Origin of the sequence: Haloarcula terrestris, from assembly GCF_031624315.1 — an archaeon.
Classification (GTDB): domain Archaea; phylum Halobacteriota; class Halobacteria; order Halobacteriales; family Haloarculaceae; genus Haloarcula; species Haloarcula terrestris.
The window spans coordinates 133842-149312 of record NZ_JAMQOM010000006.1; the positions used below are offsets into that span (position 1 = coordinate 133842).

Annotated in this window: 11 protein-coding genes; 4 read left to right on the plus strand and 7 right to left on the minus strand. The window is 64.8% G+C overall.

Annotation, left to right across the window (positions count from 1 at the left end):
• Positions 1 to 58: 58 nt before the first annotated feature.
• Positions 59 to 574 carry an NUDIX hydrolase gene (locus NDI54_RS15030; RefSeq protein WP_310897253.1) on the plus strand — a complete coding sequence of 172 codons (516 nt, stop codon included), beginning with the start codon at positions 59 to 61 and terminating at the stop codon, positions 572 to 574.
• Here NDI54_RS15030 and NDI54_RS15035 read toward each other — a convergent pair.
• The gene (locus tag NDI54_RS15035) at positions 571 to 1629 is read right to left on the minus strand and encodes an NAD(P)-dependent glycerol-1-phosphate dehydrogenase (RefSeq protein WP_310897254.1); all 1059 of its coding nucleotides are present in this window, start codon (positions 1627 to 1629) and stop codon (positions 571 to 573) included. The two genes, NDI54_RS15030 and NDI54_RS15035, sit on opposite strands and share 4 nt — an antisense overlap.
• A gap of 151 nt (positions 1630 to 1780) precedes the next feature.
• Here NDI54_RS15035 and NDI54_RS15040 point away from each other — a divergent pair, with 151 nt between their 5' ends.
• Both NDI54_RS15040 and NDI54_RS15045 read left to right on the plus strand, forming a co-directional pair.
• Positions 1781 to 4372 carry a glycoside hydrolase family 3 N-terminal domain-containing protein gene (locus NDI54_RS15040; protein WP_310897255.1) on the plus strand — a complete coding sequence of 864 codons (2592 nt, stop codon included), beginning with the start codon at positions 1781 to 1783 and terminating at the stop codon, positions 4370 to 4372.
• Positions 4373 to 4553: 181 nt separating this feature from the next.
• Positions 4554 to 5624 (plus strand): TrmB family transcriptional regulator, encoded by a 1071-nt coding sequence (locus NDI54_RS15045; protein WP_310897256.1) that lies wholly within the window; start codon positions 4554 to 4556, stop codon positions 5622 to 5624.
• 11 nt (positions 5625 to 5635) lie between these two features.
• Here the strand turns inward: NDI54_RS15045 and NDI54_RS15050 are convergent, their stop codons facing one another.
• The 5 genes from NDI54_RS15050 to NDI54_RS15070 form a co-directional block, all read right to left on the minus strand.
• Entirely contained in the window at positions 5636 to 6619 is a 984-nt protein-coding gene (locus NDI54_RS15050) for an NAD-dependent epimerase/dehydratase family protein (RefSeq protein WP_310897257.1), read from the minus strand.
• A 54-nt stretch (positions 6620 to 6673) separates the two neighbouring features.
• Entirely contained in the window at positions 6674 to 7150 is a 477-nt protein-coding gene (locus NDI54_RS15055; protein WP_310897258.1) for a type II toxin-antitoxin system VapC family toxin, read from the minus strand.
• A gap of 2 nt (positions 7151 to 7152) precedes the next feature.
• Complete coding sequence (locus NDI54_RS15060; RefSeq protein WP_310897259.1) at positions 7153 to 7440, minus strand: AbrB/MazE/SpoVT family DNA-binding domain-containing protein; 288 nt, start codon at positions 7438 to 7440, stop codon at positions 7153 to 7155.
• Positions 7441 to 7510: 70 nt separating this feature from the next.
• On the minus strand, positions 7511 to 12061 hold the full coding sequence (gene gltB / locus NDI54_RS15065; protein ID WP_310897260.1) for a glutamate synthase large subunit: 4551 nt from the start codon (positions 12059 to 12061) through the stop codon (positions 7511 to 7513).
• Positions 12062 to 12214: 153 nt separating this feature from the next.
• A complete protein-coding gene (locus NDI54_RS15070) occupies positions 12215 to 12628 on the minus strand; it encodes a CBS domain-containing protein (RefSeq protein WP_310897261.1) in 414 nt (137 codons plus the stop codon).
• Positions 12629 to 13006: 378 nt separating this feature from the next.
• Here NDI54_RS15070 and NDI54_RS15075 point away from each other — a divergent pair, with 378 nt between their 5' ends.
• On the plus strand, positions 13007 to 13966 hold the full coding sequence (locus NDI54_RS15075; RefSeq protein ID WP_310897262.1) for a patatin-like phospholipase family protein: 960 nt from the start codon (positions 13007 to 13009) through the stop codon (positions 13964 to 13966).
• A gap of 17 nt (positions 13967 to 13983) precedes the next feature.
• On the opposite strand, the gene proS is transcribed toward NDI54_RS15075, so the two are convergent.
• Positions 13984 to 15438 (minus strand): proline--tRNA ligase, encoded by a 1455-nt coding sequence (proS, locus tag NDI54_RS15080; protein WP_310897263.1) that lies wholly within the window; start codon positions 15436 to 15438, stop codon positions 13984 to 13986.
• Between the last annotated feature and the right edge of the window lie 33 nt (positions 15439 to 15471).

The following is a 15471-nucleotide window of genomic DNA, read 5'->3' on the forward strand; positions in this document are numbered from 1 at the left end:
GTTTCAGTCGGCGAAAACGTTCAGGCGGCTTTATGGTGGTGCCGAAGCAGCGTTTCGTATGGAGATAGCCGAGCGCTCGCGAGCGCGGGTTCAGGAGCGCCTCGCCCGTCTCGAACAGGAGTTCGGCTCGACGCCGGTGGACCAGACCACCTTTTCGGTGGGCGCGGAGGCGTACCAGCGTGCCGTCGAGCGCTCGCGGGAGGGACAGGTCGACGTACACGCGTTCGTCCACAACGAGTCGGGCGACGTGTTACTCAGGGACGCCGACGGGTCCTGGGAGGTCCCACAGGGCCAGACACAGGGGGCCGAGCGGCCGGCGACGGCGGTCGAGCGGGTCGTCTCGGAGACGGCCGGCGTCGCGTGTACGATTCGGGACGCGGTCCGGGCGACTATCTGTGGCGTCCGAAACGAAACGGACTCCGATGCCGAGACGGTGTACCGGCTCAGTATCGTCTTCGACGCCGAAATCAAGAGCGGTGCGCTCGAAGACAGCGACGCCGAAACGGCCGAAGAAACCGAGGCGTCGATTCGATGGGACGACCCGGGCGAGGTCGCCGTCGCAGAGTTGGTTTAGATAACGCCGGTGACCGTCGCCGCTTCTATCGCCGCCTCCTCGCTCATCCCGTCCCCGAGCACCGTGTAGCGGTCCCGTATCTGATGGGCCGTCGTCAGCGCCTCGATCACCGTCTCGTCGTCGATGCCGAGCTCGTCCGCCGTCGTCGGTGCGCCGATGGCCGCCAGCGCGTCCCTGGCGTCTTTCCACTTGCCTTTCTGGCCGCTGTGGAGATACTCCGTCATGATCGAGCCGACACCGACCTGATGCCCGTGGAGCGCGCCGTTTGGAACGAGACGATCTAACTGGTGGGAAAACAGGTGTTCCGCGCCGCTGGCGGGGCGCGAGGAGTCAGCGATGGACATCGCCACGCCGGAGGAGACGAGCGCCTTCACGACGATCCAGGAGGACTCCTCCAGCCCGCGCTTGATCGAGTCGGCGCTCTCGACGAGCATCTCCGCGGTCATCTGCGAGAGCGCGCCGGCGTATTCGGAGTAGTGAACGTTCTTCAGACGGTGGGCGAGTTGCCAGTCCCGGACCGCGGTGTAGTTCGAGATGATGTCGGCACAGCCGGCGGTGGTCAGCCGCCAGGGGGCCTCCGCCAGCACCTCGGTGTCAGCGATGACGGCCAGCGGCGGTTCGGCGGCGACGCTGTGGCGCGTATCGCCCTCCGGGACAGACCCCCGGCCGGAGACGATACCGTCGTGGCTCGCGGCCGTCGGGACCGAGACGAAGCCCAGGTCCAGATCGTCGGCCGCCATCTTCGTGATGTCGATGGCTTTCCCGCCGCCGACGCCCAGCAAGAAGCCCGCGTCGATCTCCGACGCGTGGTCGATGACGCGCTGGACGGCGTCGAAACTGGCCTCCTCGATGACGATCTCGGAGGGGTCGTACCCCGCGTCCTCGAACTGTGCGACGACCCGCTCGCCGGCGACTTCGTGCGGTGTCGGACTGGAGACGACGAGCGGCCGGCCGGTCAGGTGAAGTTCGCTGACGGCCTCGATTGTCTGCCCGAGGACCCCGTGCCCGACCACGACGTTGCGGGGCAGGCGGATCCAGGTGCGTTTCTCGAACATGGTAGCCTGTCTCCGGCCACGCGTGAAAACAGTTTAGGTGCGCAGTACCAGTCAGGGCTCCGAAACCGAACCGGTGACAAAGCTGTTGACAACTATTACACACCATTTTTCCAAAAACAATTATTAACATCACTGTTTGGGTGCGTCTGTCATGGCACATGACACGACTGACGACGGCATGCAGGCGTCTCGGCGGACGTTTCTGAAAGCGACCGGAGTGGCCACGGCAGCGGCCGCGACCGGCGCAGGTGTTGGAACCGCCGCGGCACAACAGGACGTGGACACACTCCTCGATGACCTCACGCTGGAGCAGAAAGCGGCCCAGATGACACAGGTCGCGATCAGCTCTTTCGAGGCGGAACCGGAGGAATCGAACGTCCCCGACAGCTTCGGTGTCGAAACGGTCGGAGAGTACTTCAGCGAACTCGGCGTCGGGTCGATTCTCTCAGGTGGGGCCGAGCCGCCGAGTTTCGACGCTAACGAGGTGGTGCAGGGCATCAACGCCCTACAGGAGTACAACCTGGAGAACGCCGACCACGACATCCCGTTCCTCTACGGCGTCGACGCCACGCACGGCAACGGTCTGCTAGAAGGCGCAACGGTGTTCCCCCAGCGGCTGAACATGGGCGCGACACGCGACCTGAGCCTGATCGAGGAAGCCGAACGCCACACGAGCGACTCGACGGCGTCCATGGGGGCACACTGGACGTTCGCGCCGACGACGGACCTCCAGCGGGACCCGCGCTGGGGACGCTTCTTCGAGGGTATCAGCGAGGACCCGAAACTCGAAGGGGATGTCTCGCGAGTCCGAGCGCGGGCACTGGAAAACGACGACCGACTGACGGCGTGTGTCAAACACTTCGCGGCCTACTCCATTCCGAACAACGGCAACGACCGCGCCCCGGCATCGACCTCGCTGCGTGACCTCCGGACGAATATCTTCCCGCCGTACCGAGAGGCGCTGGCGGCCGAGCCCGGGACGGTGATGGTCAACAGCGGCGCTATCAACGGAATTCCGGCCCACGCCTCCCACTGGCTGTTGACGACGCTGCTCCGGGACACCTACGGCTACGAGGGGATGGTCGTCTCGGACTGGGACGACCTCAACCGGATGATTACGAACCACGACTACGCGCCCGACTTCGAGACGGCGACGGAGCTGGCGATCAACGCCGGTGTCGACATGTACATGATCGGCAACGGCGGCGACGCGCCGGGGCCGGTCCAGTTCATCGACACCGTCGTCGGCCTCGTCGAGGACGGCGCGATTCCGATCGAGCGCATCGACGAAGCGGTCCGGCGGATACTCGAACTGAAGGCCGACCTCGGCCTGTTCGAGCAGCCGACGGTCGACGAGTCCCGCATCGGCAACGTACTCGGCGGCGCGCAGGAAGCCTCCGAGACGATGGCCAAGGAGTCGCTGGTCCTCCTGCAAAACGACGAGGACACGCTCCCGCTGTCGGGCGACGAGAGCGTCCTTCTGACCGGTCCCGGTGTCGACGCAAACGGCAACAACACACGCGCGCTGATGCAACACGGCGGCTGGACACTCGGCTGGCAGGGAGCGAGCGCCGGCGGCCCGTACCCGCGCCAGAACCTCCTAGAAGCGGAACTGAGCGCCCGCGTCGGCAGTCTCACGCACGTGCCCACCTCGTATGAAAACACCACCTGGTACGCCGGCGAGGGCGACGGCGAGAACCAGCAAAGCGACGAGAACGGCAACTTCGATTTCACCGACGAGCAGCGCTCCCAGGTCGAGTCAGCGGCCCCTGAGTCCGACGCGGTTGTCGTCGTCATCGGCGAAGGGACCCACAACGAGGGGTTCGGCGACCGAGACGAACTGGTTCTCGACGAGTCCCAGCAAGCTCTCCTCGACACCGTTGTCGAGTCCGCCGACGAGTCGACGCCGATCATCGGTGTCATGCTCGCCGGCGCGCCACGGGGATCCCCGGAGACGTTCAGCCAACTCGACGCCCTCCTCTTTGCCGGCCAGCCCGGCAGCGACGGCGGGGTCGCCATCGCCGAGACGCTGGTCGGCGAGTACAATCCCTCCGGGAAGCTCCCCTTTAGCTGGCCCGAGAACGTCGGGACCACGCCCGTGCAGTACAACCGCTACGACCCGACATCGACGGGCGGAACGGACAACACAGCGATCTTCGAGTACGGCCACGGGCTCTCGTATACCGACTTCGAGTACGGCAGCGTCTCCGTCACCCAGCCCACCGTCGGGAACCCGGCCAATCAGTCCGAGGTGACCGTCAGCGTCGAGGTGACGAACACCGGCGACATGGCCGGCGAGCATATCGTCGAGGTGTTCAATACCCAGTCCTACGGCTCAGTGCTCCAGCCGATGCGCCGCCTGCTGGGCTACGAACGCGTCTCACTGGACCCTGGCGGGTCGACCACGGTGGACGTGACCGCCGACCTGTCGGCGTTAGAAGTCGTCCCCGGTGACGTACTCGGACTCGGCCCGAAGGTCGTCGAGGCCGGCGAGTACGAACTCACGGTCGGCCAGGACGGCCCGACGGCAACACTCACCGTCCAGAACGAGGGGAGCATCACTGACCCGGACCCCGTTCCGGGGCTTCCCGGTGAGTCGGGCGGTAACCCCGGCCGGGGCAATGGGAACGGGAGCGGAAACGGTAACAACGGAAATGGCAACGGGAACGGCAACAACACCAGCCGCGACCCCACTATGGAAGATGTCGTCGACCTCCTCGATGAGGTTCGAGGGCGGTCCTGAGACGGGTCCAGCGCCTGAACTCTCGGTGTTCCGGGATACCCCCGTTCCGTCCAACACCGCCCCGCAGAGACGCATTTCGGCCCGCTCGAGCTCTTACCAATTATTATATACGTTCGATGAAACTAGCTGAAACAGCGTCCTCGTGACATGAGACCACTCAGCACGCTCTGCTCCGCTCACCATGCCTGACTCCACACGCCAGCCGAACGCGACAGTTCGGGACCGACTCCAGCAGTACGGGCTCTCCGAGACAGAGGCCGAGACGTACCTCGCCGTCGTCGAGAAGGGACCGGCGACGGCCCGGACAGTGGCCGAAACCGCAGGGGTGTCCAAGAGCTACGTGTACGATATCTGTGATTCGCTGGCCGCGGACGGCTTCGTCACCGTCGACGACCACCGGACGCCGACGGTCATCCGTGCGACGCCCCCGGCGGAGGCCTTCGGCGCGCTGCGACGCGAACTCGACACGCTCGAGACGGCGGTACAGACCCGATACGAGGACAACCCGGCCGATGACAACTCCTTCGAGGTAGTCAAATCCCGACCGACTATCGTCAAACGGCTGGAGCAACACATCGCCGCCGCCGACTGCGAGGTCGTGCTCCAGCTCCCGGCGCGCCGATTGCCCGACATCCGCGAGCCGCTGCGTCGCGCCCGCGAGCGAGGCATCCTCGTACTCCTGACGCTGTCCGGGTACGACGCCGACTCGATGAAACTGGAACTGGACGGCGTCGCCAACGCCGTTCGGCTCGGCCTTGACGGTGCGCCGTCGCTCCTGGCGACGGACCAGCAGCGCGGGCTGGTTTCGCCATCAACGATGCTCAGCTGGGACCACGACGAGACGAACGCGATCACGTTCACGCAAGAGGCTGTCGCGGCAGTGTTGGTCGGTTCCTACCTGGGCAACTACTGGCCCATCGGCGAGGAAGTCCTGGTCTCCCGACCGCCAACCCTCCCCGTTCGCTACGACATGTTCCGCCCCGTCGTGTTCACCACGACGCTCGCGCTCCGGGCTGGCAAGTCAGTCGTCGCCGACCTGTACGCCCGGCCGACGGGCTCCGACGACGACTTCGAGATGCTAACCGGCGAAGTGGTCGACGTGCGACAGAACCTCCTCGAACCGACCAACAGCGACTTCGGCTTCGAAAACTCGCTGGTCGTCGACACCGGACAGGAGCAAATCACCGTCGGCGGGTACGGTGCGTTTCTCGAAGACTACGAGGTCAAGCACACGATGCTGCGCCAGGCGTAGTATTCCCTCTTTCAGTCGGTGAGACGGTCAATCAGCGCCGCTTCGGTGTCCCGGTCGGGTCCGAACTCCCGCCCGGTGCGGTCGTTTTCTCGGTGTTCGGCGACGGTCACGGCCAGCGCCGTTTCGTGGGGCGTCGACGACCAACCCAACTCGCGGAGCTTCGCCGTCGATAGCAGATGCGGCGAGTTGCGGTAGATGGGGAAATCATCGGGTGTCAGTCCCGCCGCCGCGAGTTCACGTTCGCCAACGCCGACAGTCTCGACCTCCGTCTCGTAGACACCGGCGAGCAGGTCGATCCACTCCCGGAGCGTCGGCGCGTGCTCGTCGCCAACGTTGTACGCCTCGCCGGCCGTTCCCCGCTCTGCGACGAGTCTGAGTGCGCTCGCCACGTCCTCGACGTAGGCCATCTGCCACAGGCTGAGCCCGTCGCTGGGAACGGCCACTCGGTCGTACTCGGCCACGCGGGCCACCCAGTAGGCGAACCGCTCGGTGTAGTCGTGGGGACCGTACACGACAGTCGGTCGGACGCTCATCGCTCGGACGCCGTCCGCCGCGGCGGCGAACACCTCGCGGTCGCCCTCGGCTTTGCGCGGGCCGTACGTCTCCCTGCTGTCGGTCGTGGCCTGTTCGTCGGTACAGCCCGCAAGCGGCGTCTCGCCCTCCCGTTTTGGCGTCCGCTCGACGCCGTAGGCCGCGCCGCTTGAGACGTAGACGTACGCCTCGGTGTCGGCGAAAACATCGGTGGCCGCCCGCACGTCCCGCGGGAAGTACGCCACACAGTCGACGACCACATCCGGGTCGACACGCTCGCGCACGGTTTCGAGCGTGGCCCGCTCGCGGCGGTCACCTTCCACGTGGGTAACATCAGTGTCGGAAAACGGGTTCGGACGCTGCCCGCGGGTGAGCATCGTCACGTCGTAGCCCGCGTCGCGGAACTCGGTGACCGTGTGTCGGCCGATGAACCGACCGCCGCCGATGATGAGGACGCTGTCCATATCCCCTGCTCGAACGGGACCGGCAAAACAGTGTGGCCCGTCCACCCAATCCCTCTATCCGTCGACGGCCAGCACGTCGAGTTCGTCCAACGGAACCGGGTTTCTGTACTCGACTGCTTCGTCAGCGCACAGCGCTTCAAAATCAGTATCAGTCGTCACGAGCAGGTCCGCGTCGTGCTCTCGCGCGAGTGCGACGATAAACGAATCGTACACGTCGTGGTTTTTCTCAGCGCTGATCTCGTACGCGTCCAGCATCGTTCCGTCGGTGGCTCCGACCAGCCGTGCCGGGCTCTGGACGAGCGACTGGACTGCGTTGCGGGCGTCGGTCTCATCGACACCGAACTCCTGTGTCATGATGTACTGTGATCTGAGTGGGTAGTAATCGAACACCAGCAACACGTTCGGCCCATCGAGCGCGTCCCGAATCCACGGCCAGACGTAGTCATGGGCCGGATGGTCATCGGTGAGTCCGATAGCGAGGACGTTGACATCCGTGAGGATTTTGACACCGTGTGGAATCGCGCTGTCCATGATTACTGCTCGTCGTCAGTCATCGGCCCGAACAGCGACTGGCCGGCGTCAGTGGGCGTGGTCTCTTCCCAGGAGTCGCGGCCTGCTGTCGCAGTTTCGAGCCCCACACTGGGCTTTGGGTCGACTGTGAGAACCGACCCGGAAAGTCGGGCGGACACGTCGGTTCCCGGTTCGATTCCAAGCCGGTCTCGAACGGATTTCGGAATCGTGATGCGGCCCCGGTCGTCGACGTGTAACGACACACGTTCATCGTCAGCGTCGGACTCTGCGTTCGGTTCCGTTGTTCCCATTTTGGACCACTCTATTCCCACTACTCGGCTGACAAAAATAAGGGTTTCCCGACCTCGCCGCCCAGCGACCTCAGTCGTCGGTGGAGGCGGCGAAGTCCGCTTCAGTGGCCTCGGCGCTCGGCGTGGCCTTGGCCGGCGGTTCGTTGCGCACGTCGTCGCGCTCGCGGTCGGCGATGACCTCGGCGTAGGCGTCGGGCATCACCTTCGTGAAGTTCTCGACTTCGTCGTCCCAGTTCTCCAGCAGTTCCGCCGCACGGTCGGAGTCGGTGTAGGCGGCGTGGTTCTCGACGAGGCGGGTAATCATCTGGCGGTCCTTGGCCTCCAGCGTGTCGTCGAGCGACACCATGCCGGTGTTTGCCTTCTCCGCGAACGCGCCGTCAGCGTCGTAGACGTAGGCGACGCCGCCGGACATCCCGGCCGCGAAGTTCTTGCCCGTCTCGCCCAGCACGACGATGGCACCGCCGGTCATGTACTCACAGCCGTGGTCGCCGACGCCCTCGACGACGCCCTTGACTCCGGAGTTGCGGACGGCGAAGCGCTCGCCGGCCATGCCGTTGACGTAGGCCTCGCCCTGGGTCGCACCGTACAGCGCGACGTTGCCGATGACGATGTTCTCCGTCGGGTCGAAGGAGGCGTTGTCCGGCGTGTTCAGGATCAGCTTCCCGCCGGAAAGGCCCTTGCCGACGTAGTCGTTGGCCGTCCCGGTCAGCTCCATCGTCACGCCCTGTGCGAGGAACGCGCCGAAGGACTGGCCGGCCGTGCCGTCGAAGTCGACCCGGATGGTGTCGTCGGCGAGGCCCGCACTGGCGTGTTCGCGGGAGATGCGGTTCGAGAGCGTGGCCCCGACCGCGCGGTCGACGTTGTTGATGTCCGTGTCGATGGCGACCGGGTCACCCTCGTAGATAGCGCCCTCGGCGGCGTCGATGAGCTCCCAGTCGAGCTGTTCGTCGACCTCGTGGGTCTGCTCGCGCTGCTTGTAGCGGCCGTCGTTGTCGGCCGGCTCCGCGATGACAGAGGAGAGGTCGAGCTTCTGGGCCTTGGGCTGGGACACGTCGTCGCGCTGTGCCAGCACGCTCGGCCGGCCGACCATCTCGTCGACCGTTTCGAAGCCGAGTTCGGCCATGATCTCCCGCAGCTCCTGGGCCACGAACGTCATGTAGTTGATGACGTGCTGTGGCTCGCCGGGGAACCGCTCACGGAGGTTCTCGTTCTGCGTAGCGATGCCGACCGGGCAGGTGTTCTCGTGGCACTGCCGGGCCATCACGCAGCCGGAGGTGACCATCGAGGCGGTCCCGAAGGTGTATCCCTCGGCACCGAGCAGGGCGGCGACGGCCACGTCGCGGCCGGTCTTCATGCCGCCGTCGGTGGTCACCTTGATGCGCGAACGCAGGCCAGTCGCACGGAGCATCTGGTTGGCCTCCGAAACACCGAGCTCCCACGGGAGGCCGGCGTTCTTGATGGACGTTTTGGGCGACGCGCCGGTCCCGCCGTCGTGGCCCGAGATGTGGACCACGTCGGCATTGGCCTTGGCGACGCCGGCCGCGATGGTCCCGATGCCGTCTTCCGAGACCAGTTTGACGTTGATATCAGCCTCGGGGTTCGACGCTTTGAGGTCGTGGATGAGCTGCTTGAGGTCCTCGATGGAGTAGATGTCGTGCAGCGGCGGCGGCGAGATGAGGCCGACGCCCGGCGTCGCGTACCGGACGTGGGCGATCATCTCGTTGACCTTCTTGCCGGGCAGGTGGCCACCCTCGCCGGGCTTTGACCCTTGGGCCATCTTGATCTGGAGTTCGTCGGCCGACGCGAGGTAGTCGGAGGTGACGCCGAAGCGGCCGGAGGCGACCTGCTTGGTCGTACACTCCTTCTCGGTGTCGAAGCGCTCGGGCGGCTCCCCGCCCTCGCCCGTGTTGGCGTTGGCCCCCAGTCGGTTCATCGCGATGGCGTTGTTCTCGTGCATCTCGGGCGACAGCGACCCGAGCGACATCGCCGCGGTCTCGAACCGTTCGACGATGTCCTCGACCGGTTCGACCTCGTCAACGGGAATGGACTCGCGGTCGGAGTCGAATTCGAGCAGGCCACGGAGCGTCTGGAGCTCCTCGTTCTGGTCGTTGACCAGCTCGGCGAACTCCTTGTACGTGTCGTAGTCGCCCATGCGGACGGCCTGCTGGATCTTGCCGACCGTGTTGGGGTTCCACTGGTGGTGGATGCCGTTCGAGCGGAACTCGTACTCGCCCTGGCGGGGCATGTCGGGCTCTTCCTCGCTCCAGGCGACCTCGTGGCGCTGGGTGAGGTCGTCCTCGATCTCCTCGATGCCGATCCCTTCGGTCCGGCAGGTCGTTCCTTCGAAATATTCGGTGATGAAATCAGAGGAGAGGCCGACGGCCTCGAAGATCTGGGCACCCTGATAGGACTCGACCGTTGAGATACCCATCTTGGCCATCGTCTTCAGGAGGCCGTCCTCGACAGCAGTGATGTAGGCGTCGATGGCGTCGGCGAGGTCTGCACCGTCCGGCCCGGCCACCAGGTCCTCGATAGTCTGGTAGGCCAGGTAGGGGTTGACCGCGCCAGCGCCGTAGCCGATGAGCGTCGCGAAGTGATGGACTGCACGCGGGTCGCCGGACTCGATAACGAGACCGACGTGGTTGCGGAGACCGTTGCGGACGAGGTGGTGATGGATACCGCCGACCGCCAGCAGGCTCGGAATCGGCACGCGGTCCTCGCTGGCCGTGCGGTCAGAGAGGACGATGATGTCGTGCTCCCTGGCAGCCGCGTCAGCCTCGGCCCGCACGTCTTCGATAGCCTCGCGGAGATCGCCGCCCTTCTCGTAGGTGATGTCGAGAACCTTCGTAGACATGCCGTTCGCGTTCAGGTCCTTGAGCGACTGCGTCTCCGCGTCGGTGAGAATCGGCGAGTCAAGAACGAGCTGGCGGGCGTGGTCCTGGCTCTCGTCGAGGATGTTGCGCTGGTGGCCCAGCCGCGATTCCAGCGAGGTGACGAGTTCCTCGCGGATGTAGTCAAGCGGCGGGTTCGTCACCTGGGCGAACAGTTGCTTGAAGTAGGTGAACAGCGGGCGGTTGAACTGCGAAAGCACCGACAGCGGCGTGTCGTCGCCCATGGAGCCGACGGGGTCTTTCCCCTTCTCGGCCATCGGCTCGATGAGGTGGTCGACCTCGTCGTACGTGTAGCCGTACATGGCCTGGTGGCTCCGCAGGGCGTCCGACGGGTCGCGGGGCGCGTTGTCCTCGCGGTCGGCGACCTCGTCGAGGCCGACCTGTTCCTCGGCGACCCACTCGCCGTACTTGTCGTCGGTGATGTCGTCAAACACTTCCGCGTCGGGGATGACCCGTCCCTCTTCCGGGTCGGCGAGGAAGCACTGCCCGGGCTGGAGTCGACCGCGTTCCTCGATTTCGCTGGCGTCGTGTTCCAGCGCGCCGGCTTCCGAGGACATCACGAGCGTGTTGTCCTTCAGCACGTCGTAGCGACACGGGCGCAGGCCGTTCCGGTCCAGCACGGCCCCGATGCGGTCGCCGTCCGTCGCCGCGACGAGCGCCGGACCGTCCCAGGGTTCGACCAGCGAGGCGTGGTAATCATAGAAATCACGCCGGTCGCCGGTCACGTCGTTCATCTCGCCACGCCAGGCCTCGGGGATGAGCATCCGGAGCGCGTGGGGCAGGTCGCGGCCGCCCTGCAGTAGGAGTTCGAGCGCGTTGTCCACGCTCGCGGTGTCTGACTGCTCGGGGTCGTCGATGATGGGCTTGATCTTCTCCAAGTCGCCCTCGAACTCGTCGCTCTGGATGTCGGTCTCCCGAGCGCGCATCCAGTTGATGTTCCCCTGGATGGTGTTGAACTCGCCGTTGTGAATGACTCGGCGGTACGGGTGTGCGAGGTGCCACGCACCGAGCGTGTTCGTCGAGAAGCGGGCGTGGACCATCGCGAACGTCGACTGCACGCGCTCGTCTTCGAGATCAGGATAGTAGTCTTCGAGCTGTTCGGCCTTGAGCAGGCCCTTGTACACCACTACGTCGGTCGCGAGCGAAACGACGTAGAAGCGCTCGTGACCCGGTGGTTTCTCTTCGTCGACGGTGTTTTCGAGCGACCGGCGACCGATATAGAGCTGGTTCTCGAAGGCGTCGCCGGTTTTGCCCGTCGCGGAAGTGACGAAAAACTGGACGATATCGGGCTCAGATTCGAGTGCTGTCGCGCCGAGGTCGCTGTTGTCCGTGGGCACGTCGCGCCAGTCGAGGACATCCAGGCCCTCTGCGGCGAGTTCTGTCTCGACGAGGTCTTTCAGACTCGCGGCGACCTCGTCGTCGTCCTTCGGGAGAAAGAGCGTGCCGACGGCGTATTCGCCAGCGGGTGGCAGGTCGGCGTCGACTTCGGCAGCGAAAAACTCGTGGGGAATCTGGAGCATGATACCCGCTCCGTCGCCCGTGTCCTGCTCGGCTCCTGTCGTCCCTCGATGTTCGAGGTTGTCGAGAAGTTCGAGTCCGTCCGATACAACCCAGTGGTCGCTCTGGCCGTCGAGGTCCATGACGACCCCGACACCACAGTTCGACCGCTCGTCCGTGGGATCTGCAAGCCCGGCGTCGCCTGCAGAGAGACCTGTCTGTCGCTCAACCATGTGTTTCACGCCTAGGCGTGCCCCTATAAGAGGGTACTCCTAATGGTATTAGTGTTGTTTAACCCCACATTAAGGCATATATATTTATAACGATTATTCGGGCGGTATCGTGGATGATGTATCGCGGCCGCAGGCTGGCGGTTCGTCCGAGTTTCAGCCGAGCATCGGTGCCGCCGGCTCCTCGATACCGGAAACGTAGGCAGTAATGTCAGTTGTCGAGATAATTCCGACTACACCTTCCGTTTCATCGACCACAGGGAGGTGATGCACACTGTGGTCCAGCATCAGGCTTGCAGCCGTCTCGACGGGGTCGTTCGCCGTGACCGTCACCAACTCCGTACTCATAAACGCCGAGACGGCCAACTCATCCGGATCTCCGCCCTCTGCAGCGATTTCAACGAAGTCCGTCGAGGTGAGAATCCCGGCCAGGTCACCGTCCGCATCGACGACACCGACGGAACTGATGTTCTCGTCGAGCATCCGTTTCGCCACCGCTTTCGCGTTTGCGTCGACGGCGACAGTCGTTACAGGTGAAGACATAATTCGTCCGACAAACAGGTCATCCATGGCAACTGGTAACATGAGACAGTATATAACCGTGTCGGTCCCGGATATCTAGCCATATCACGAGATACCCAGCCGAAGGATAATATATAAGGTCTTAATATATCAAACGGTGATACTGTCGAATCGACCGTCCGTCTCGCCTGGGTCCCCGCGATCCGGTCGGCTGACGAACGCCGATAACTCCTCACAAATCCGAGTGCTCGCGGCGGTATCTGTTCGCCGTTTGGCGTTTGTATGACTGTAGTCTGACGGCGATTTATATACATAGGGACAGCAGTGCTCATCGGGGGCACGGAGGAAAACGTCACACGCTCCCCGACCCCATCCTTCCTTTAGCCGGTAGGTATCTGTGCGAGCCGTTCGTATCAGCACAGACGCATGTCTGGTAATGGCCCTAGCGTCGCCATCGCCTGTCAGGGCGGCGGCAGCCACAGCGCGTTCACCGCCGGCGCTCTGCAACGGCTCCTTCCGGCGGTCGACGCCGAGTACGATTTCGTGGGTGTGAGCGGCACCTCCGGCGGCGCGCTCTGTGCGGTCACGGCCTGGTACGGCCTGCTCAGTGAAGGTCCCGAGTACGCTGGGGACCTGCTGGAGGATGTCTGGTGTGATGTCGCCGCCACGACGCCGCCCTCGTTCCTGCTCAACGAGTCGCTGGTCTGGCGGCGGCGGCTTGCGAACGCCATGGTTCCTGTGGCCGATGTCTCCCCCTACGCGACGCCGGGCCGGTCGGGCCACCGCTGGTACCTGTCGCTGCTCGACCGCCACATCGAGTTCGACGTGTTCGATGCCCTCGCCGACGACGCCCCGCCACACGTCACCGTCGGCACGGTCAACGTCAACAGCGGCGTGTTCAAGACGTTCAGCGACGACGCGATCACCGCGAAGACGGTACTGGCCTCGGCCGCGTATCCGCTGCTGTACAAGGCCGTCGAACTGAACGGCCACTGGCACTGGGACGGTCTGTTCTCACAGAACCCACCGATTCGGGAGTTCCTGACCAGCGACCGGCCAAAGCCCGACGAGATCTGGGTCATCCAGATCGAGCCACAGACCCGCGACGGGCGGCCCACGTCGCTGGCGGAGATCACCGACCGCCGCCAGGAACTCTCGGGGAACCTCTCGCTGAACCAGGAACTATTCTTCGTCCGGAAGGTCAACGAGTGGGTGGAAAAAGGGTATCTCCCGGACGAGTTCAAACACGTCGAGATTCGGCGACTGGCCCTCAACGAGAAACTGACAGCGGCTTCGAAACGCGACCGCGACCCCCGGTTCATCGAGGACCTCATGGAACAGGGCCGAACCGAAGCCGACGCGTTTCTGGAGCGGTTGCCGGAGTAAGCAATCGACCCGCGCGCTCAGTAACTCTTCGCGAAGTACGCCGTCTCTTCTGCGTCCTCGCCGCAGATAGCGCAGTCGTCGTGAATCGGCTCCTCGTCGCGGTCGAGCGGGACCATCACGATTTCGGCCGCGATAGCGTCCTTGATCGGCTCCTCACAGTCCGCGTCGCCACACCAGCCACACTTCACGTAGCCGCCGTGCTGGCCGATGGTCCCGAGGATCTCCTCGCGGGACTCGGCCTCGCGGATTTCGCCCTCCAGCGTCTCTTCGGCGTCAGCGTACAGTTTGGCGTGGACGGTGTCGAGGTGCTCCTCGACCGTCTCGGCGATGCCCTCGCGGTCGACGGTCGCGTTCTCGCCGTCGGGGCGGTGGACGAGCGTCGCCTCGCCGTCTTCGACCTCGTGGGGGCCGATTTCGACGCGGAGTGGGACGCCGTGGAGTTCGTGCTCGTTGTACTTGAAGCCGGGATTGCGGTGTTCGCGGTCGTCGAGTTCGACGCGGACGCCGGCCTCGTCGAGTTCGGCGGCGAGGTCGGCGGCGTAGTCGACGACTTCGTCCTTGTTCTCCTCCTGCCAGATGGGGACGACGACGACCTGATCGGGCGCGAGTGCGGGCGGGAGCACGAGGCCCTGGTCGTCGGAGTGGGTCATGATGAGGGCACCCATCGCGCGCCAGGACAGCCCCCAGGAGGTCGTGTGGGCCGTGTTCTCTTCCTCGTCGGCGTCAGCGTAGGTGATGTCGAACGCTTCGCCGAAGGAGGTCCCGAGGTAGTGAGAGGTCGCCGCCTGGACGGTCTTGCCGTCCGGCATCAGCGTCTCGATGGTCGTCGTCGTGTGCGCGCCGGGGAACTTGTCGTGGGGCGGCTTGCGCCCTTTCAGCGGCGGCATCGCCATGACATCCTCGTAGAGGCGGGCGTACTGGTCCAGGCGAGTCATCGTCTCCTCCCACGCGCCGTCCTCGTCTGCGTGGGCGGTGTGGCCCTCCTGCCAGAGGAACTCCTTGGTGCGGAAGAACGGCTTCGTCTCCGTGGCCTCCCACCGGACGACCGAACACCACTGGTTCAGCCGCATCGGGAGGTCCCGATGCGAGCGGGTCCACTGGGCCATGAACGGCGCGATGATGGACTCGCTGGTGGGCCGGACGGCGAGGCGCTCTTCGAGTTCCTCGTGGCCGCCGTGGGTCACCCACGCGACCTCGGGGTCGAACCCCTCGACAACGTCTTTCTCCTTCTCCAGATAGCTCTCGGGGATGAACAGCGGGAAGTAGGCGTTCTGGACGCCGGTGTCCTTGAACCAGCCGTCGAGGTTGTTCTGGATACGCTCCCAGATGGCGTAGCCGCGTGGGCGCGTGACGATGAACCCGCCCATGGGGGCGTAGTCCGCGAGGCCGGCTTTCTGGACGACCTCGGCGTACCACTCGCCGGGTGAATGCTCCTTGCTCTCGGTGATGCCGAGTTCCTGCTCGCCACTCATTAGATGTGTCGTGGCCCACGGCGCTAATAAACT

Excerpts from the sequence above, each read along its gene's own strand:
- NDI54_RS15035 (WP_310897254.1), bottom strand. The coding sequence starts at position 1,629 with ATGTTCGAGAAACGCACCTGGATCCGCCTGCCCCGCAACGTCGTGGTC.
- NDI54_RS15055 (WP_310897258.1), bottom strand. The coding sequence starts at position 7,150 with ATGGACAGCGCGATTCCACACGGTGTCAAAATCCTCACGGATGTCAAC.
- NDI54_RS15045 (WP_310897256.1), top strand. The coding sequence starts at position 4,554 with ATGCCTGACTCCACACGCCAGCCGAACGCGACAGTTCGGGACCGACTC.
- NDI54_RS15060 (WP_310897259.1), bottom strand. The coding sequence starts at position 7,440 with ATGGGAACAACGGAACCGAACGCAGAGTCCGACGCTGACGATGAACGT.
- proS (WP_310897263.1), bottom strand. The coding sequence starts at position 15,438 with ATGAGTGGCGAGCAGGAACTCGGCATCACCGAGAGCAAGGAGCATTCA.
- gltB (WP_310897260.1), bottom strand. The coding sequence starts at position 12,061 with ATGGTTGAGCGACAGACAGGTCTCTCTGCAGGCGACGCCGGGCTTGCA.
- NDI54_RS15030 (WP_310897253.1), top strand. The coding sequence starts at position 59 with ATGGAGATAGCCGAGCGCTCGCGAGCGCGGGTTCAGGAGCGCCTCGCC.
- NDI54_RS15040 (WP_310897255.1), top strand. The coding sequence starts at position 1,781 with ATGGCACATGACACGACTGACGACGGCATGCAGGCGTCTCGGCGGACG.
- NDI54_RS15075 (WP_310897262.1), top strand. The coding sequence starts at position 13,007 with ATGTCTGGTAATGGCCCTAGCGTCGCCATCGCCTGTCAGGGCGGCGGC.
- NDI54_RS15070 (WP_310897261.1), bottom strand. The coding sequence starts at position 12,628 with ATGGATGACCTGTTTGTCGGACGAATTATGTCTTCACCTGTAACGACT.
- NDI54_RS15050 (WP_310897257.1), bottom strand. The coding sequence starts at position 6,619 with ATGGACAGCGTCCTCATCATCGGCGGCGGTCGGTTCATCGGCCGACAC.